The 17305-nt window shown below is 70.6% G+C and carries 16 protein-coding genes and 1 pseudogene; 13 read left to right on the top strand and 4 right to left on the bottom strand.

Annotated features, from left to right (window positions below):
- The first annotated feature begins 77 nt into the window (after window positions 1-77).
- The 3 genes from ASE14_RS17260 (at window position 78) to ASE14_RS17250 (ending at window position 3774) form a co-directional block, all read left to right on the top strand.
- Window positions 78-992 (top strand): carbohydrate ABC transporter permease, encoded by a 915-nt coding sequence (locus tag ASE14_RS17260; protein WP_056658047.1) that lies wholly within the window; start codon window positions 78-80, stop codon window positions 990-992.
- Between the two features lie 101 nt (window positions 993-1093).
- Window positions 1094-1894, top strand: a complete 801-nt coding sequence (locus ASE14_RS17255; protein WP_235511466.1) for a carbohydrate ABC transporter permease — start codon at window positions 1094-1096, stop codon at window positions 1892-1894.
- Window positions 1891-3774: a beta-galactosidase gene (locus tag ASE14_RS17250; protein ID WP_082601013.1), complete on the top strand. Its 1884-nt coding sequence runs from the start codon at window positions 1891-1893 to the stop codon at window positions 3772-3774. The genes ASE14_RS17255 and ASE14_RS17250 overlap by 4 nt, the downstream gene beginning before the upstream one ends.
- Window positions 3775-3788: 14 nt before the next feature.
- Here the strand turns inward: ASE14_RS17250 and ASE14_RS17245 are convergent, their stop codons facing one another.
- Window positions 3789-4247 carry an Lrp/AsnC family transcriptional regulator gene (locus ASE14_RS17245; protein WP_056658041.1) on the bottom strand — a complete coding sequence of 153 codons (459 nt, stop codon included), beginning with the start codon at window positions 4245-4247 and terminating at the stop codon, window positions 3789-3791.
- A gap of 166 nt (window positions 4248-4413) precedes the next feature.
- On the opposite strand from ASE14_RS17245, the gene pdhA reads away from it, so the two are divergent.
- From pdhA to ASE14_RS17225, 4 genes are read left to right on the top strand one after another with little or no spacing between them, the layout of a single operon-like run.
- Window positions 4414-5565 (top strand): pyruvate dehydrogenase (acetyl-transferring) E1 component subunit alpha, encoded by a 1152-nt coding sequence (gene pdhA / locus ASE14_RS17240; protein ID WP_056658038.1) that lies wholly within the window; start codon window positions 4414-4416, stop codon window positions 5563-5565.
- The gene (locus tag ASE14_RS17235) at window positions 5562-6572 is read left to right on the top strand and encodes an alpha-ketoacid dehydrogenase subunit beta (RefSeq protein ID WP_056658035.1); all 1011 of its coding nucleotides are present in this window, start codon (window positions 5562-5564) and stop codon (window positions 6570-6572) included. The genes pdhA and ASE14_RS17235 overlap by 4 nt, the downstream gene beginning before the upstream one ends.
- Window positions 6573-6574: 2 nt before the next feature.
- A complete protein-coding gene (locus tag ASE14_RS17230) occupies window positions 6575-7969 on the top strand; it encodes a dihydrolipoamide acetyltransferase family protein (protein ID WP_056658031.1) in 1395 nt (464 codons plus the stop codon).
- Window positions 7970-8028: 59 nt separating this feature from the next.
- Window positions 8029-8340, top strand: coding sequence for a 4a-hydroxytetrahydrobiopterin dehydratase (locus ASE14_RS17225; protein WP_056658028.1), 312 nt, complete (start codon window positions 8029-8031; stop codon window positions 8338-8340).
- 28 nt (window positions 8341-8368) lie between these two features.
- Here ASE14_RS17225 and ASE14_RS17220 read toward each other — a convergent pair whose 3' ends face one another.
- Window positions 8369-8851 (bottom strand): GNAT family N-acetyltransferase, encoded by a 483-nt coding sequence (locus ASE14_RS17220; RefSeq protein WP_056658027.1) that lies wholly within the window; start codon window positions 8849-8851, stop codon window positions 8369-8371.
- Window positions 8830-9483 carry a TetR/AcrR family transcriptional regulator gene (locus ASE14_RS17215; RefSeq protein WP_082601012.1) on the bottom strand — a complete coding sequence of 218 codons (654 nt, stop codon included), beginning with the start codon at window positions 9481-9483 and terminating at the stop codon, window positions 8830-8832. The genes ASE14_RS17220 and ASE14_RS17215 overlap by 22 nt, the downstream gene beginning before the upstream one ends.
- A 104-nt stretch (window positions 9484-9587) precedes the next feature.
- Here ASE14_RS17215 and ASE14_RS17210 point away from each other — a divergent pair, with 104 nt between their 5' ends.
- The 3 genes and pseudogenes from ASE14_RS17210 to ASE14_RS17205 all read left to right on the top strand — a co-directional run bounded on the left by ASE14_RS17210 (window position 9588) and on the right by ASE14_RS17205 (window position 12306).
- Window positions 9588-11195: a carboxyl transferase domain-containing protein gene (locus tag ASE14_RS17210; RefSeq protein WP_056658024.1), complete on the top strand. Its 1608-nt coding sequence runs from the start codon at window positions 9588-9590 to the stop codon at window positions 11193-11195.
- A 70-nt stretch (window positions 11196-11265) separates the two neighbouring features.
- A pseudogene (locus tag ASE14_RS21460) lies at window positions 11266-11601 on the top strand (hypothetical protein); the annotation flags it as partial.
- 183 nt (window positions 11602-11784) lie between these two features.
- The gene (locus ASE14_RS17205; protein ID WP_235511465.1) at window positions 11785-12306 is read left to right on the top strand and encodes an endonuclease domain-containing protein; all 522 of its coding nucleotides are present in this window, start codon (window positions 11785-11787) and stop codon (window positions 12304-12306) included.
- A gap of 161 nt (window positions 12307-12467) precedes the next feature.
- Here ASE14_RS17205 and ASE14_RS17200 read toward each other — a convergent pair whose 3' ends face one another.
- Window positions 12468-13190, bottom strand: coding sequence for an MBL fold metallo-hydrolase (locus ASE14_RS17200; RefSeq protein WP_056658021.1), 723 nt, complete (start codon window positions 13188-13190; stop codon window positions 12468-12470).
- 102 nt (window positions 13191-13292) lie between these two features.
- Between ASE14_RS17200 and ASE14_RS17195 the strand changes: the two genes are divergently transcribed.
- The 3 genes from ASE14_RS17195 (at window position 13293) to ASE14_RS17185 (ending at window position 17296) form a co-directional block, all read left to right on the top strand.
- Complete coding sequence (locus ASE14_RS17195; RefSeq protein WP_056658018.1) at window positions 13293-13898, top strand: TetR/AcrR family transcriptional regulator; 606 nt, start codon at window positions 13293-13295, stop codon at window positions 13896-13898.
- A 183-nt stretch (window positions 13899-14081) separates the two neighbouring features.
- A complete protein-coding gene (locus ASE14_RS17190) occupies window positions 14082-16121 on the top strand; it encodes an acetyl-CoA carboxylase biotin carboxylase subunit (protein ID WP_082601091.1) in 2040 nt (679 codons plus the stop codon).
- Window positions 16118-17296, top strand: coding sequence for an acyl-CoA dehydrogenase family protein (locus tag ASE14_RS17185; protein WP_056658015.1), 1179 nt, complete (start codon window positions 16118-16120; stop codon window positions 17294-17296). The genes ASE14_RS17190 and ASE14_RS17185 overlap by 4 nt, the downstream gene beginning before the upstream one ends.
- Window positions 17297-17305 lie beyond the last annotated feature (9 nt).

Raw genomic sequence — 17305 nt, 5'->3', positions numbered from 1 at the left:
GCGGGCCGAAGAGCCCGGCCCGCCATCCACAGGAACCGTGCCACGACCGCACTACGGTGCATCACGACAGGAGTGAAATGACCGCGATCACCGCGAACGGAGCGAGCGCCCGCACGCTCAGATGGCGCACGCCATGGTTGTTCCTACTGCCCTTCCTCGCGCTGTTCGCCGCGATGTACGTCGCGCCGATCGTCTTCGCGTTCGTGCAGAGCCTGTTCACGTTGCAGCGCAGCGGTCTGGGACTCGCGGCACCGACGCTCTCCTTCGATCCGTTCGCCAACTACGCCCGTGTGTTCAGCGATGACGAGTTCGTCGCATCGCTCGGTCGAGTGCTGGTCTTCGGCGCGGTGCAGGTGCCGATCATGCTCGGGCTCGCCCTGCTGATCGCGCTCCTGCTCGACTCGAAGTCGGCCAGGGGGCGCGGGTTCTTCCGGCTGGCGAGCTTCCTGCCGTTCGCCGTGCCCACGGTCGTCGCGGCGGTCATGTGGTCGTTCCTCTACTCACCGGTCACGAGCCCCATCAACGGCTTCCTCGAGCAGGCGTTCGGCTTCACGATCCCGTTCTTCAGCGAGGAGCTCGCGCTCTGGTCGGTCGCGAACGTCGTGACCTGGTGCTGGACCGGCTACAACATGTTCATCATCTACTCGGCGCTGCAGACCATCCCGGGTGAGATGCTCGAAGCCGCGAAGCTCGACGGCGCCTCGGCGACGCGCATCGCATGGAGCATCAAGATTCCGATGGTCCGGCCCGCGATCATTCTCACGACGGTGTTCTCGATCATCGGGTCCGCACAGCTGTTCAACGAGCCGACGGTGCTGAAGCCGATCTCGGGGGGCGCGATCACCTCGACCTACACGCCGCTGATGGCCGCCCAGGCCTCTGTGGCCGCGCAGAACTATCCGTACGCTGCAGCCCAGTCGGTCGTGCTCGCGGTACTCGTCGGCGTTGCCTCCTTCGTCTTCTTCAAGGTGACGGGCAGGGGCGAGCGATGACGCCGACACTCGTCTCCGCAACACGCCCGCCGAAGCAACGCGATTCCGGTGCTCGCCCGGGTGGGCAGCGCGACACCAGCCTCGCAAGCCGGATCGGCGTGATGACGGTCCTTGCGATCACGACCTTCTACTTCCTCGCCCCGGTCTGGTGGCTCGTCGTGGCGAGCACGAAACCGGCCGGCCACCAGTTCAGCGGCAGCGGCCTGTGGTTCGACGGGTTCGCGCTGTTCGAGAACATCGCGCTCGTCTTCGAGGCCCACGACGGGATCTTCGGTCGCTGGATGCTGAACAGCGTGTTCTACGCCGGCACCGCCGCACTCTTCGGCACGGTCATCTCGGCGATGGCGGGGTACGCGATCGCGAAGTACGAGTTCCGGGGGCGCGGCGTCGTGTTCGGCGCCATCCTCGCTGCCGTGCTCATCCCGAAGATCATGTTCACGCTTCCGCTGTTCCTGATGTTCAACCAGGTCGGCCTCCTGAACACGCCGTTCGCCATGCTGCTCCCGTCGGTCGTCAGCCCGTTCGGGGTGTACCTCGCCCGCGTCTTCGCGTCGCAGGCGGTGCCCGACGAGCTCATCGAGGCCGGACGGCTCGACGGCGCGGGGGAGTTCCGCATCTTCCGCTCGGTCTCGGCCCGCATCATGGCGCCGGCGCTCGTGACGATCTTCCTGTTCCAGTTCGTCGAGGTGTGGAACAACTACCTGCTGCCGGCGATGGTGCTCAACGACACCTCGCTGCAACCGGTCGTCGTCGGTCTCGCCGGCTGGTCCGCGTCGCAGGGCCAGATCCCGGCCGGCACGGTCGTCGTTGCCGCGTTCCTGTCGATCCTCCCCCTCGTCGTCGCCTTCCTCTGCCTGCAGCGCTTCTGGCGTGCGGGCCTCACCGCCGGAGCCATCAAGTGACCACCTTCCACAGCACCTCGCTCGACGACTCTCCCGCCGAGCCATCCGTGCCGCTGCTCACCTTCCGCGACGGCGAACTCCTCCGCGCGGGTCGACCGCATCGCGTGCTGAGCGGATCGATCCACTACTTCCGCGTCCACCCCGAGCTGTGGCGCGACCGGCTCGAGCGGCTGGCGGCGCTCGGACTGAACACGATCGACACGTACGTGGCGTGGAACTTCCACCAGCGTACGAACGGGCCGGCCGATTTCAGCGGATGGCGGGACCTCGAGGCGTTCATCCGCCTCGCCGGTGAACTCGGATTCGACGTCATCGTGCGGCCCGGACCGTACATCTGCGCCGAATGGGACAACGGGGCATTCCCGGCCTGGCTCACTGCGCGGCCCGGGCTGCGTCCTCGGTCGAGCGACGAGCAGTACCTTGCCGCGGTCGCCGAGTGGTTCGACGAACTCATCCCGCGCCTCGCGGGCCTGCAGGCTGGCCGAGGCGGGCCGATCGTCGCCGTGCAGCTCGAGAACGAGTTCGGCAGTTACGGCGACGACCTCGGCTACCTGCGTTGGCTCCGTCAGGCCTTGGTCGAGCGCGGGATCGACGAACTCCTGTACACGGCTGACGGTCCGACCGAACTCATGCTCGACGGCGGGACCTTGCCTGACGTGCTCGCGACGGCGACGTTCGGCTCGCGTGCGGGTGAGGCGGCTGCGCTGCTCCGCTCGCGGCGCGATGGCGAGCCGTTCCTCTGCGCCGAGTACTGGAACGGCTGGTTCGACCACTGGGGTGGCCGGCACCATGTGCGGGCGCCGGAGAGTGCGGTGGGCGTCGTCGACGACATCCTCTCGCTGGGCGGATCGGTCAGCATCTACATGGCACATGGAGGTACGAACTTCGGCCTGTGGTCGGGGGCGAACCATGACGGACGGGTACTCACCCCCACGACGACGAGTTACGACTCGGATGCCCCGGTGAGCGAACAGGGGCGCATGACGGCGAAGGGCCGGGTGCTCCGCTCGAGCCTCACGGCGTTCACGGGCATCGAGCCGCCGCCGGCCCCGGCCGATCGGCCGGTGCTGCAGGCGGCACGGGTTCCGTTCACGCCTGCGGCCGACCTGCTTCCGGCGCTTCGCGCCGTCGGTGGTGCACCCGGCGCGCCGGTGACGCCCGCCCCACGCAGCTTCGAGGAGCTCGGACAGGACGCCGGCCTGGTGCTGTACCGAGCGCACCCGATTCTCCCCACCGGATCGAGCACGCTCACGATCCGCGGCCTGCACGATCGCGCGCACGTGTGGATCGACGGCCGCCTCGTCGGCATCGTCGACGAGGTCGAAGCGCTCGACGGGATCGGTGTCGAGGGCCGGGGAGAGCGGGTCGAGCTCGAGATCCTCGTCGAGAACCAGGGGCGCATCAACTACGGGCCGATGCTCGGCGAAGGCAAGGGCATCCTCGGCACCGTGCAGGTCGACCGTCGACTCGTGCAGGGCTGGCAGAGCCTATCGTTGCCGATCGCGGAGTGGGGCGCGGCTCAACTCGCCGAGGTGACGCCGGCGGCGAGCCGACTCGCCGACGCGGAAGCCGAGGTCTCGGAGCACGAGGGAGACACCCGCCCCGGGTTCTTCCGCGCCACCCTCGACCTCGAAGCTCCGGCTGACGCCTTCTTCGCGCTGCCCGATTTCGGGAAGGGCTTCCTCTGGATCAACGGCTTCCTGCTCGGCCGCTACTGGGAGGTCGGACCGCAGGTGACCCTCTACGTGCCCGGCCCGCTGCTCAGTGCGGGGAGGAACGAGATCGTCGTGCTCGAGCTCGAACGCGTCGGCTCCGTCCTCGAGCTCCGTTCGGAACCGGAGCTCGGGCCGGAGGAGGAGCACATCGAGCTCTTCGGCTGACGCGCGCTGCCGCCTCAGCGTTCGAGCAGCGGCGCCAGTCGGTAGGGGATGAGCTCGCCCATCGCGAGCGAGGTCTCGGTGCGTTCGACGCCGTCGATCGCGAGGATCTCGCCGTCGATGCGGAAGAGGTCGTGCGCGTCGCGGCAGACCACTCGCACGAGCAGGTCGATCGACCCCGAGAGCCCGTGCGCCTGGATCACCTCGGGGATGCGCCCGATCTCGTCGACGACGTCGCCGAGCAGCTTCTGGCGCACGTGCACGGAGACGAACGCCTCGATCGGGTACCCGAGCGGCGCCGGGTCCATGCTGCGCTCGAAGGAGAGGAAGGCGCCGGATGCCTCGAGGCGCGCCATGCGCGCCTGCACCGTGTTGCGCGAGAGGCCGAGACGGTCGGCGAGCGCCACCACGGTCGCCCTCGGGTCGGGGGCGAGCGCCGTGAGCAGCGCCTTGTCAACAGCGTCGTAACCGGTCATAACGCCACACGATAGCAGTCGAACGGTCGAGCGAACCGTGCAACATGCTCAGCGGCACTCTTGTTGGTTGAGCTGTGTGCAAGATCGACGTACGCTCTGGGTATCCGGCAGAGTCGCCGGGCGCGGGCAGCCCACGAAGCGAGCCCGCCGACAGCGAGGATCGACGATGACCCCATCAGACCGAGACGCCACCGGCCTCTTGACGAGGCCCGACGACTTCGTGCAGCTCGTGACTCCCACGGGCGAACGCCACGCGAACGCGGAGTTCGATCCGTGGATCGCCGACATCGACCTCGGTGCGCTCGGCCGCCTCTACCGCGACATGGCGATCGTGCGTCGCATCGACACCGAGGCCACCGCGCTCCAGCGGCAGGGCGAACTCGGGCTCTGGCCGCCGCTCGCCGGCCAGGAGGCCGCGCAGATCGGCTCGGGCCGCGCGCTCCGCGACGACGACTTCATCTTCTCCAGCTACCGCGAGCACGCGCTCGCGTGGGTCCGCGGCGTCGCACCTGCCGACCTCCTCTCCGTCTGGCGCGGCAGCACGGCCTCCGGCTGGAACCCGTTCGAGCACGGCATGGCCGTGCCGCAGATCATCATCGGCGCCCAGACGCTGCACGCCACCGGCTATGCCATGGGCGCAGCATGGGAGGGCTCTGACGCCGCGGCCATCGCCTACTTCGGCGACGGCGCCACGAGCGAGGGCGACGTCAACGAGGCGCTCGTCTTCGCCGCGAGCTTCGACGCCCCGGTCGTCTTCTTCTGCCAGAACAACCAGTGGGCGATCTCCGAACCGGTCGGCCTGCAGTCGAAGCAGCACCTCGCCCGCCGCGCCGACGGCTTCGGCATGCCGGGCGTGCGCGTCGACGGCAACGACGTGCTCGCCGTGCTCGCGGCCACCCGCATCGCCCTCGACCGCGCCCGCCGCGGCGAGGGGCCGACGTTCATCGAGGCCGTCACGTACCGCATGGGGCCGCACACGACAGCCGACGACCCGAAGCGCTACCGCACCGACGAGGAGCTCGCCGAATGGCGCGAACGCGACCCGCTCGCACGAGTGCTCGCGCTGCTCGAGGCATCCGGTGTCGACGTCGCCGGTCTCGAGCGCGAGGTCGGGGCCGACGCCGACCGCGCGGCCGCTGAGCTCCGTGCCGCGCTCACGACGATCGCCGACCCCGAGGCGCTGACCGTCTTCGACCACGTCTACGCCGAGCCCAACAGCCACGTCGAGCGCCAGCGCGACCACTACACGCGTTACCTCGCGATGTTCGACGAGACGGGCGCTGCGGCATCCGAGACCGCCGAAGGAGGCGCACGATGACCACGCTCACGCTCGCGAAGGCCCTCAACGCCGGGCTCCGGCGCTCGCTCGCCGACGACGACAAGGTCGTGCTCATGGGCGAGGACATCGGCACCCTCGGCGGCGTCTTCCGCGTCACCGACGGGCTGAAGGCGGAGTTCGGGGCGAAGCGGGTCGTCGACACCCCGCTCTCCGAGGCCGGCATCGTCGGCACCGCGGTCGGACTCGCGTATCGCGGCTTCCGCCCCGTCATCGAGATCCAGTTCGACGGCTTCATCTACCCGGCGTTCGACCAGATCGTCGCGCAGGTCGCCAAGCTGCACTACCGCTCGCACGGCAACGTGCGCATGCCGATCACGATCCGGGTGCCGTTCGGCGGCGGCATCGGCGCGGCCGAGCACCACTCGGAGTCGCCCGAGGCGTACTTCGCGCACACCGCCGGCCTGCGCGTCGTTGCGTGCTCGAACCCGGCCGACGCCTACGTGATGATCCGCCAGGCGATCGCGAGCGACGACCCCGTGTTGTTCTTCGAGCCGAAGCGGCGCTACCACGTGAAGGGCGAGGTCGACGAGACGGCGAACCTCGCCGACGCCCGGCCGATGGGCGTCGCGACGACGGTGACGACCGGCAGTGACGTGACCCTCGTGACCTACGGGGGGCTCGTGCCGACGGCACGCGATGTCGCCACTGCCGCCGCCGAAGACGGGGTCTCGATCGAGGTCATCGACCTGCGCTCGCTCGCACCCGTCGACTACGCGACCATCGAGGCCTCAGTGCGCCGCACCGGCCGGCTCGTGATCACGCACGAGGCCGGGCAGCAGGGCGGGGTGGGGGCGGAGATCGCGGCCTCGATCACCGAGCGCTGCTTCGAGTTCCTCGAGGCCGCGCCGGTGCGCGTCACCGGCCACGACATCCCCTACCCGCCGGCGAAGCTCGAGCGGCACCACCTGCCCGACCTCGACCGCATCCTCGACGGGGTCGACCGGGTGCTGGGCCGGCCGAACTCGCTGAGCGGGGTGGAGGCGTGAGCATGATCCGGAGCTTCCCGCTGCCCGACCTCGGCGAAGGTCTCACCGAGTCCGAGCTCGTCGCCTGGCGCGTCGCCGTGGGCGATCGCGTCGAGCTCAACCAGATCATCGCCGACGTCGAGACCGCGAAGGCCGTCGTCGAGCTGCCGTCGCCGTACGCCGGCGTCATCACGGCGCTGCATGCGGCAGAGGGGGAGACGATCGACGTCGGCGCCCCGCTCTTCTCCTGCGACACCGGTGAGGCGGATGCCCCTGGCTCGGCGCCGGCCGCAGGTGCCGCGTCTGCGGCGCACACCGTCCAGGCCTCGCCGAGCCCCGATGCGGATGCCGCGGCCGACGCCGCGCCAGGGCCGAACCTCGTCGGCTACGGCGCCGCGGCCGAGAGTGGACCGAAGCGCCGCGCCCGGCGCGGGGCGCTCGCCGCCGACCTCGTGCCGTCGGTGCCCGAATCTCAGCGCGTCGAGCCGGTGGTCGCTGCGGCGGCCGCCTCTGTGACGGCGCGCACCGAACGCCCTCGGTCGACGCCGCCCGTGCGCAAGCTCGCCCGCGATCTCGGCCTCGACCTCGAGACGATCGACGGCAGCGGCGAGCGCGGCCTGATCACTCGTGACGACGTCGAGCGCGCGGCATCCGCTCTCGCGATGCCGGTGCCCGACGACGTGTCGTCGCTCACGGCGGCCGGTCGCGCCGAAGCGCCCGCCGAGACGCGGATCCCGATCAAGGGGGTGCGCAAGCACACCGCTGCGGCGATGGTGCGGAGCGCGTTCACCGCGCCCCACGTCACCGAGTTCCTGACCGTCGACGTGACGGCCACGATGGAGCTGCTCCGCGGGCTGCGCGACGATCGCGACTTCGCGGGCCGCAAGGTGACGCCGCTCACGGTCGTCGCGAAGGCCGTGTGCATCGCGGCTCGCCGCACCCCCGAGATCAACTCCCGGTGGGACGAGGAGGCGCAGGAGATCGTGCGGTTCGGCGGGGTCAACCTCGGCATCGCCGCCGCGACCGAGCGCGGCCTCGTCGTGCCGAATGTGAAGGCGGCGGAGCGCATGACGCTCGCCGAGCTCGCCGACGCCATCGCCGCGCTCGCGGAGACCGCGCGCGCCGGGCGCACGAGCCCGGCCGATCTCTCGGGCGGCACGATCTCGATCACGAACATCGGCGTCTTCGGCATCGACGCGGGCACGCCGATCCTGAACCCGGGGGAGGCGGCGATCCTCGCGATGGGCGCGGTGCGCCGTCAGCCGTGGGAGTACCGCGGCGAGATCGCGCTCCGCGAGATGATGACCCTGAGCCTCTCGTTCGACCACCGGCTCGTCGACGGGGCGCAGGGCTCGCGCTTCCTCGCCGACGTCGGTGCGATCCTCCGGGAGCCGGGTGTCGCGTTGACCATGGTGTGAGGCGAACCCCGGTGCGAGCACCGGTGGCGGCATCGAAGGCCCGGCGAGAGGATGGTGGCATGAACGCACGCAGCATCCTCTCGCCCGGGGAGACCGCCGACGAGTTGGCCGGGGGTGCATTCGGCCATCACGGCGATCGGCTCGTCGCCGCCTACTCGACCGCGGACTTCGCGAGCGCCGTTCGATTCCTCGACGCGGTCGCCGTCGTGGCCGACGAGTTGAACCACCATCCCGACGTCAAGCTCGGGTGGGGTCGCATCGAGTTCGAGCTGAGCTCCCACGACGTCGGCGGGGTCACCTCGCGCGACCTCGAGCTCGCCGCACGCATCGCCGGCATCGCCGCGGAGCAGGGAGCGCGCTCCGGCAGCTGACCGGGTCGATGGTGCGATCCGCTCGGGCTCAATCGAGCGTGTAGACGCGCTCCTCGATCTCGGCGTCGCGCGCGTTCGCGAAGCTCGTCTCGGTGCCCACGTGCCGGAAGCCGAGCTTCTCGAGCAGTGCGATCGACGGAGCATTGTCGGCGGCCACGCGGGCGCGCACCGGGCGCTCGTGCACCTCGTCGAGGAACAACCGCATCGCCCGGGTGGCGATGCCCTCGTGCCAGTGCGCCGAGTCGATCCAGCAGGTGAGTTCGGCACGGCCGTCTTCGAACCATCGGCCGACGCTGCCGACGATCACGCCATCCGCGCGCACGGTGCGGGTGTCGACCGTGGGGTCCGCGAGGAGCCGACGCCAATGGGCGTCGAACATCGCGCGATCGCTCGGATCGGGTGACGTGAACGCGGCCATGTGCACGGCCCTCTCGTCTTCACCGAACGCGAACAGTGCGTCGAGATCGCCTGCGCGGGTGGCGCGCAGGGTCACGACATGAGGCTCGCCCATGTCATTTCCTCCAGGATGCCGCGGATGGTGCCGTCGGCGGGTCTGCGCCCAGGGATGCGGGCGCTGTGCGGAGTGGAGTTCAGGAGGCCGAAGGCGGCGTGTGCCCGGATCCTGAGTTCCGTCTCGGCCCGATCGGGCCGGAGTCTGTGGAGGGTGTCGACCCAGTGCTCGACGTACTGGCGCTGGAGGAGGCGCACCTCGTGACGCGCGTCGACGTCGAGCTGCTCGAGCTCCCTGTCTTGCACGAGGATCACGTCGGCGTCGCCGAGTGCGAAGTCGACATGGAACGCGATGAGCTCGCGAAGCGCTGATGCGGGGTCGGATGCCGCGCCGAGCACCCGCTCGGCGCCGTCGAGCAGCGTGATGCTCGCGCCCTGGAGGATCGCGGCGAGCACGGCGGCCTTGCCGGGGAAGTGGCGGTAGACGGCGGGGCCGCTCACGCCGACGGCTGCACCGAGGTCTTCGATCGTGACACCGGCGTACCCGCGCTGTGCGAAGAGCGTCGCGGCCGCGGAGAGGATCGCCTGTCGGCGATCGGCCTTCTGCCGGCTGCGTTCGGTCGCGGCGCCGACGGCCGGTGCGCCCGCGAGAGGCTCGCCGACGATCTCGGCCGTGCTCGGTGTGGTTGCCATCTCGGTTAATGCTCGCTAACATCGGGAATCGAGTTAGTGCACACTAACCGAAATTCAGCGCCGGCCACAAGGGGGCGCGCCGTCGACGAAGACTGGTGGAACGAATGTCCATCCTGCAGACGAGCATCGACCCGAGCGCCGATGCCGCGCGTTCCAACACCGAGGCCCACGCCGAGCTTCTCTCGGAGCTGCGCACCCGCCTCGCGACGGCGGCGCTGGGCGGCCCCGAGGCATCCCGCGACCGCCACGTCGCTCGCGGCAAACTGCTGCCGCGCGACCGGGTCGACCGCCTGCTCGACGAGGGCAGCCCGTTCCTCGAACTCTCCCCGCTCGCAGCCGAAGGGCTCTACGGCGGCGACTCGCCGGGCGCCGGCATCATCACGGGCGTCGGGCTCGTGCACGGACGCCCGGTGCTCGTCGTCTGCAATGACGCCACGGTCAAGGGCGGCACCTACTACCCGATGACGGTGAAGAAGCACCTGCGCGCCCAGGAGGTCGCGAAGGAGCACCGGCTGCCGTGCATCTACCTCGTCGACTCGGGTGGCGCCTTCCTGCCGCTGCAGGACGAGGTGTTCCCCGACCGCGACCACTTCGGTCGCATCTTCTTCAATCAGGCGCAGCTCTCGTCGATGCGCATCCCGCAGCTCGCCGCGGTGCTCGGCTCCTGCACGGCCGGCGGCGCCTACGTGCCCGCGATGAGCGACGAGACCGTGATCGTGCGGAACCAGGGCACCATCTTCCTCGGCGGCCCGCCGCTCGTGAAGGCGGCGATCGGCGAGATCGTCACCCCCGAAGAGCTCGGTGGCGGCGAACTCCACACCCGCGTCTCGGGCGTCACCGACCACCTCGCCGAAGACGACGAGCACGCGCTCGAGCTCGTGCGCGACATGGTCGCGACCCTGCCCGAGCCGGCGCCGCGGGCGTGGGCCGTGCGCGAGCCGCGGCCGCCGGCCGTCGATCCGTCGACGCTCACCGCCGCGGTGCCGGTCGACGTGCAGCAGCCGTACGACGTGCGCGAGGTGATCGCGCGTCTCGTCGACGGCAGCGAGTTCGCCGAGTTCAAGCGCGAGTACGGCGACACGCTCGTGACGGGCTTCGCGCACATCGACGGCCACCCGGTCGGCATCGTCGCGAACAACGGCGTGCTCTTCAGCGAGTCGGCCATGAAGGGCGCGCACTTCATCGAGCTGTGCGACCAGCGCGGCATCCCGCTGCTCTTCCTGCAGAACATCTCGGGCTTCATGGTCGGCCGCGATGCGGAGTCGGGCGGCATCGCCAAGCACGGCGCGAAGATGGTCACGGCCGTCGCGACGACCCGCGTGCCGAAGTTCACGGTCGTCATCGGCGGCTCGTTCGGCGCCGGCAACTACTCGATGTGCGGGCGGGCGTACTCGCCCCGGTTCCTCTGGATGTGGCCGAACGCCCGCATCTCGGTGATGGGCGGGGAGCAGGCGGCATCCGTGCTCTCGACCGTCAAGCGCGACCAGCTCGCGGTGAAGGGCGAGACCTGGTCGGATGCCGCGGAGCAGGCGTTCAAGGACCCGATCCGTGCCCAGTACGACGACCAGGGCAGCCCGTACCACTCGACCGCCCGACTGTGGGACGACGGCATCATCGCGCCGGAGGACACGCGCACGGTGCTCGCCCTCGCGCTCGAGCTCGCGAGCCGCACGCCGCTGCCCGAGCCGGCGTTCGGGCTGTTCCGCATGTAGGTCGGCTGTTCAGCACGGAGTGGCCCTCGCGCCACTCCTTCCGTCCAAGCCGCGCCCCGCACCCCTGCAGATGCGAGGAGATCGGCGATTCCGAGGGCGAGTGGGACGGGATAGGCCCTCGCAATCGCGGATCCCCTCGTTTTCGACGCTGCCGCACGCCTCCTCCACATTCGCCCGAGGACCCGAGTTGTGCACGGATCTGCCCGTGACATCCGTGTCCGCTCGAGCCTCGCTCAGTGTCGACGGTGTGAACAGCGCCACCGCGGTCGAACCCGATCATGCGACCGATCCGATCACTGTGTACGCGTCTGCGATGGGCGGGGTCGTCCGCACACGCAACCTCATCCGATCCGGCTACAGTCGGCACCGAATCGACCGGGCTCTCGCGAGCGGAAGCTTGGCCCGGGTGCGCAAGGGCTGGGTGGCGGTCCCCGGTGCCGATGCGTATCTCGTCGCTGCCGCTCGTGCCGGGGTGGTGGTCTCGTGCATCAGTCAGGCGCGGCGTCTCGGACTCTGGGTACTCGACGAGGACCGACCGCACGTCGCCGCGCCCGCGCACTCGGGATGCGCCACTCCGAGGGATGCGACCGTGCATTGGGCGAAGCCGCTCGTGCCGCGGCATCCCGATGCCCTCACCGACCCGATCGAGAACGTCCTCGTCCTCGTGGCGCAGTGTCAGCCGTTCGAGGCGGCCCTCGCGGTGTGGGAGTCTGCGCTGCGTCGAGGTCTCCTCGATCGGCAGGCGCTCGAACGGATGCCCCTTCCGACGGCAGTGCGGAACGTGCTCGGGTCGGCACTCCCGTTCTCCGACTCCGGCCTGGAGTCGTTCGTAGTGCCACGACTGGCATGGATGAAGATCCCGCTCGTGCCTCAGGTCTGGATCGCGGGACATCGGGTGGACTTCCTCATCGGGGAACGCCTCGTGCTGCAGATCGACGGTGGCCATCACGTCGGCGAGCAGCGCGAGTCCGATATCGAGCACGATGCGGAGCTGATGCTGCTCGGCTACCACGTGATCCGGGTCGGCTACTCCCAGATCGTCGACCGATGGCAGACGGTTCAGGATCACATCGTGCGCGCCGTGGCGCAGGGATTGCATCGCACTCGTTGAGCTCGTGCGATTCCGCGGAGATCTGTTGTCTCGAGGACGGCCGAGCCCGCACTGGCCCTCGGAATCGCAGATCTCCTCGTATGGACCGTGATCGAGACAAGGGACAGGGAGATCGACCCGAAGAGCGGGAGGAGCCGACCCGACCAGAATCCGTTCCTGCTTCAGGCCTGACGCGCCGCGGCGGCCTCGACCTCGCGGATCGCCTCGTCGACGCCGCGGTTCCACGGCATGCCGTGGCCGGGCAGTACCCAGGTGACGCCGATTCCCTCGAGGCGGCGCAGCGATGCGAGCGCTTCGGCGGGGTCGTCGGTGAACGGTGCGGGCTGCGGCCCGGTCGCGCCGGTCAGCACGTGGCGGGTGGTGAGTGCGTCGCCGACGAAGACGGCGTCGGCGGCCGGCACGTGGATCGCGACGCTGCCGGGGGAGTGACCCGGCATGCTGATCACGCGCGGTGCACCCGGCAGGTCGAGCACGTCGCCGTCGTTGACCGTGGTGACCTCGGTGAGCGGGGTCGTGCGGAGGCCGTTGTGCGTGAGGGCGTACCAGAGGAACTTCGAGGTCGCCCCGAGCTTCATGCCGCCCCACTCCGGCTTCGTCGACTCCTCACCGCGGGCGCGGGCCGCATCGGCCGTGTGCACGAAGACCGGCACGCCGTGGTCGCGGCGCAGGCGTTCGGCGAAGCCGATGTGGTCGGAGTCGCCGTGAGTGAGCACGACGCCGCGGATGTCGCCGAGTGAGCGGCCCATCGCGGCCAGCTCGGCGGTCAGCTCGCTCCACTGCCCGGCGAGCCCCGCGTCGATGACTGTGACGCCCTCGGGCGTGTCGACGAGGTAGACCGCGACGATGTCGGAGCCGATGCGGTGGAGGGAGGGGCCGAGCTTCATCAGATGCCTCGCTTGTGATGGGGGATTGGTTGATGGCTATGATACATAGCCATCATGGCTATGCGCAATAGCCTAGAGTCGAATGGTCGAAGGGAATCCCAGATGCCGACACCGGAACGAACCTCGCTCGGGGCGATCCTGGCCGCGGGGAGCGAGATCCTCGAAGAGGAAGGGCTCGGAGGCCTCACCATGCAGGCCGTCGCCGAACGCGTCGGTGTTCGGGCTCCGTCGCTGTACAAGCGCGTGCGGAACCGGAGCGACCTCGTGCGGCTCATCGCCGCGGCGGCGGTCGTCGATCTCGGCGAGCGCCTCGAGGCGGAGAGCGATGCGGGCTCGGCGAGCGGTGAGCGCGGTGACCGCGCGGGCGGTCGCGACGCGGCGCTCGCCGAGACTGCTCGGCTCGCAAGGACGGTGCGGGCCTTCGCGCACGAGCGACCGGCGGCCTACGGGCTCGTCTTCGCGCCCGGCGACGACTCGGGGCTCGAGGTCGAGGCGCTCCGCGAGGCGAGTGCACCGCTGCTCGCCGTCGCCGCCGAGCTCGCCGGCCCCGAGCACGCGCTGGATGCCGCGCGCACGCTCACCGCGTGGGTGACGGGTTTCATCAGCATGGAGCTCTCCGGGGCGTTCCGTCTGGGCGGCGACGTCGACCGGGCGTTCGAGTTCGGCGTCGATCGTATCGCCGCGGCGCTCGTGCCGGCCGGCGTCTGACGGCGAGCGGCCGGACGTCGACCGCCCGGCCGGTCGGCGCCCGACCGGTCGGCGCCCGGGCGGGGCATTCGTCGTCGCCGTGTCGCGAGTCGCCCCTTGTGATTTCAGTTAACGCCCACTAACATCGAATCCAGTTAGTGCGCGTTAACTGTGTTCGCGCACGTCGAGCGCAGGGAGGCGCGGATGGGCACGGGTGACGCCGGCACCGAGGTACGACCGCCGCGCCCGTTCGATCGGGTGCTCGTCGCCAATCGCGGCGAGATCGCCGTGCGAGTCATCCGCACGCTGCGCCGCCTCGGGATCCGCTCGATCGCCGTCTTCTCCGACGCCGACGCCGACGCACCGCACGTGCGACTGGCCGACGAGGCCGTCCGCATCGGCCCGGCATCCGCCGCCGAGAGCTACCTCGACCCCGCCCGCATCATCGCCGCCGCGCGCGAGACCGGCGCCGAGGCGATCCACCCCGGCTACGGATTCCTCTCCGAGCACGCGGGCTTCGCCGAGGCCTGCCGTGACGCCGGCATCGTCTTCGTCGGACCGGGCGTCGACGCGCTCGAGGTCATGGGCGACAAGATCCGCGCGAAGCGCCACGTCGAGGCATCCGGCGTTCCGACCGTGCCGGGCATCGCCGACCCCTCGCTCGACGACGACGCGCTCGCCGCGGCCGCCGAGTCGGTGGGCTACCCGCTGCTCGTCAAGCCGAGCGCCGGCGGCGGCGGCAAGGGCATGCAGATCGCCCGCGACGCCCGCGAGCTCGCCGCCGCGCTGCCCGCGGCCCGGCGCGTGGCCATCGCCGCGTTCGGCGACGACACACTGCTGCTCGAGCGGCTCATCGAGCGCCCGCGGCACATCGAGGTGCAGGTGCTCGCCGATGACTTCGGCGCCGTCATCCACCTCGGCGAGCGCGAGTGCTCGCTGCAGCGCCGCCACCAGAAGGTCATCGAAGAGGCGCCCTCGCCGCTGCTCGACGCCGAGACCCGCGCCCGCATCGGGCAGGCGGCGTGCGATGCCGCTCGAAGCGTCGACTACCGCGGCGCCGGCACCGTCGAGTTCCTGGTGTCGGATGCCGCGCCCGACGAGTTCTTCTTCATCGAGATGAACACCCGGCTCCAGGTCGAGCACCCCGTCACCGAGCTGGTGACCGGCGTCGACCTCGTCGAGCAGCAGCTCCGCGTCGCAGCGGGCCAGCCGCTCGCGCTGCGTCAGGATGACGTGCACCTCACGGGCCACGCGATCGAGGCACGCGTCTACGCCGAGAGCCCCGAGCGCGGCTTCCTGCCCTCGATCGGCGAACTGCTCGTCTGGCGGGAACCGAGCGGGGTCGGGGTGCGGGTCGACGGCGGCATCCGCTCGGGTCAGCAGATCACCGCCGACTACGACCCCATGCTCGCGAAGGTCATCACGTACGGCGCCGACCGCGTCGAGGCGCTCGCGCGGCTCGACACTGCGCTCGCCGACACCGTCGTGCTCGGCGTCGAGACGAACCTCGGGTTCCTCCGCCGCCTCCTCGCCGACCCCGCCGTGCAGCGCGGCCACCTCGACACCGGCCTCATCGACCGGATGCCCGACCCCGAGTCCGATGCCGCGCCGCCCGAGGTGCTCGCGGCTGCCGCGGCCGCTCGCGACGCCGAGGTGATCGACGCGGCCCGGGCCGTCGGCGCCCATGCCTGGCAGACCGCACGTGACTGGCGTTTCGGCCGGCCGGCGATGCAGCCCGGCCCCGACGCGGAGACGGCCGACGTCGTCGCGATCGACGCCGACGGCGCGGTCTGGCTGCACACGCCGACCGGCATCTGGAGCGTGCCCGCCGCCGACCGGCGCGCCGCGCTCGATGCCCGTCTCGCCATGATCGAACGCGGCGGCCTCGCCGACCCCGAACTCCGTGCGCCCATGCCGGGCACCGTCACCGCGGTGCTCGTCGCCGACGGCGACGCCGTGCTGCCCGGCGACGCCGTCATCGCGATCGAGGCGATGAAGATGGAGCACCGCGTCACGGCGTCGGTCGCCGGCATCGTGCGCCTCGCCGTCGCTGTGGGGGAGCAGGTCTCCCGCGACCAGTCCGTCGCCCGGGTGGAGCCGCAGCTCGCGGCCGCCGCCTCCGCGGCCTCCGCGGCCTCCGCGGCCTCCGCCGACCCGGCATCCGCCGAGGTCCCGACATCCGTCCCCGCATCGTCGGGCGCACCCCACGAGGGCGCGCACCCGGCCGCACCCCACCAGGAATGAGGAGCACGACCGTGAGCACCGAGCTGAGCGCCGAGGAACAGCAGCTGTACGACATGGTCTGCGAGTTCGCCGACACCGTCGTCGCCCCGCAGTCGTACGAGGCCGACCGCACCCACACGCTCTCGATGGACGTCGTCGCGCAGATGGGCGAGCTCGGGCTCTTCGGCCTGCCCTTCCCCGAGGAAGTCGGCGGCCAGGGCGGCGACTACATGGCGCTGTGCCTCGCGATCGAGGCACTCGCCCGCGTCGACCAGTCGATCGCGATCACCCTCGAGGCCGCGGTGGGCCTCGGTGCCATGCCCGTCTTCCGCCACGGCACCGACGAGCAGAAGGCCGAACTCCTGCCCGACCTCGTCGCCGGCCGCGCACTCGCCGGGTTCGGCTTGACCGAGTCAGAGGCCGGGTCCGACGCCGGCGCCACCCGCACGACCGCGGTGCTCGACGGCGACGAGTGGGTCGTCAACGGCTCCAAGCAGTTCATCACCAACTCGGGCACGCCGATCACGAGGTTCGTGACGGTCACCGCGGTGACGGGCGAGCGCACCCGCCCCGACGGCTCGGTCTCCAAGGAGCTCTCGACGATCATCGTGCCGAACGGCACGCCCGGCTTCACGGTCGACCCCGGCTACGACAAGTCGGGCTGGCGCGCCTCCGACACGCATCCGCTCACCTTCGACGACGTGCGCGTGCCCGCCGCGAACCTGCTCGGCGAACGCGGCCGCGGCTTCGCCAACTTCCTGCGCACGCTCGACGAGGGCCGCATCGCCATCGCCGCGCTCGCGACCGGCGTCGCGCAGGGCTGCCTCGACGAGGCGCTCGCCTACGCGAAGACCCGCAACGTCTTCGGCGTGCCGATCGCGTCGCACCAGTACATCGCCTTCACGATCGCCCAGATGCAGGCCCGGGTCTACACCGCGCGCCTCGCCTGGCACGACGCGGCTCGGCGGGTCGACGCCGGCCTTCCGTTCAAGAAGGAGGCCGCGATGGCCAAGCTCGTCTCGAGCGACGCCGCCATGCTGAACTCGCGCGACGCCACCCAGATCTTCGGCGGCATGGGCTTCATGAACGAGTCGCTCGTGGCGAGGCACTACCGTGACTCGAAGATCCTCGAGATCGGCGAGGGCACGAACGAAGTGCAGCTCATGGTCATCGCACGCGAGCTGGGCATCGGCTAGGAGGACCGC

This window comes from Agromyces sp. Root81 (genome assembly GCF_001429165.1).
Lineage (GTDB): Bacteria > Actinomycetota > Actinomycetes > Actinomycetales > Microbacteriaceae > Agromyces.
Note: the sequence above shows the minus strand (reverse complement) of the source record. Positions and strands in the feature narration are given on the sequence as shown.

Excerpts from the sequence above, each read along its gene's own strand:
- pdhA (WP_056658038.1), top strand. The coding sequence starts at position 4,414 with ATGACCCCATCAGACCGAGACGCCACCGGCCTCTTGACGAGGCCCGAC.
- ASE14_RS17235 (WP_056658035.1), top strand. The coding sequence starts at position 5,562 with ATGACCACGCTCACGCTCGCGAAGGCCCTCAACGCCGGGCTCCGGCGC.
- ASE14_RS17225 (WP_056658028.1), top strand. The coding sequence starts at position 8,029 with ATGAACGCACGCAGCATCCTCTCGCCCGGGGAGACCGCCGACGAGTTG.
- ASE14_RS17190 (WP_082601091.1), top strand. The coding sequence starts at position 14,082 with ATGGGCACGGGTGACGCCGGCACCGAGGTACGACCGCCGCGCCCGTTC.
- ASE14_RS17230 (WP_056658031.1), top strand. The coding sequence starts at position 6,575 with ATGATCCGGAGCTTCCCGCTGCCCGACCTCGGCGAAGGTCTCACCGAG.
- ASE14_RS17245 (WP_056658041.1), bottom strand. The coding sequence starts at position 4,247 with ATGACCGGTTACGACGCTGTTGACAAGGCGCTGCTCACGGCGCTCGCC.
- ASE14_RS17215 (WP_082601012.1), bottom strand. The coding sequence starts at position 9,483 with ATGGCAACCACACCGAGCACGGCCGAGATCGTCGGCGAGCCTCTCGCG.
- ASE14_RS17255 (WP_235511466.1), top strand. The coding sequence starts at position 1,094 with ATGACGGTCCTTGCGATCACGACCTTCTACTTCCTCGCCCCGGTCTGG.
- ASE14_RS17210 (WP_056658024.1), top strand. The coding sequence starts at position 9,588 with ATGTCCATCCTGCAGACGAGCATCGACCCGAGCGCCGATGCCGCGCGT.
- ASE14_RS17220 (WP_056658027.1), bottom strand. The coding sequence starts at position 8,851 with ATGGGCGAGCCTCATGTCGTGACCCTGCGCGCCACCCGCGCAGGCGAT.
- ASE14_RS17195 (WP_056658018.1), top strand. The coding sequence starts at position 13,293 with ATGCCGACACCGGAACGAACCTCGCTCGGGGCGATCCTGGCCGCGGGG.
- ASE14_RS17200 (WP_056658021.1), bottom strand. The coding sequence starts at position 13,190 with ATGAAGCTCGGCCCCTCCCTCCACCGCATCGGCTCCGACATCGTCGCG.
- ASE14_RS17185 (WP_056658015.1), top strand. The coding sequence starts at position 16,118 with ATGAGGAGCACGACCGTGAGCACCGAGCTGAGCGCCGAGGAACAGCAG.
- ASE14_RS17260 (WP_056658047.1), top strand. The coding sequence starts at position 78 with ATGACCGCGATCACCGCGAACGGAGCGAGCGCCCGCACGCTCAGATGG.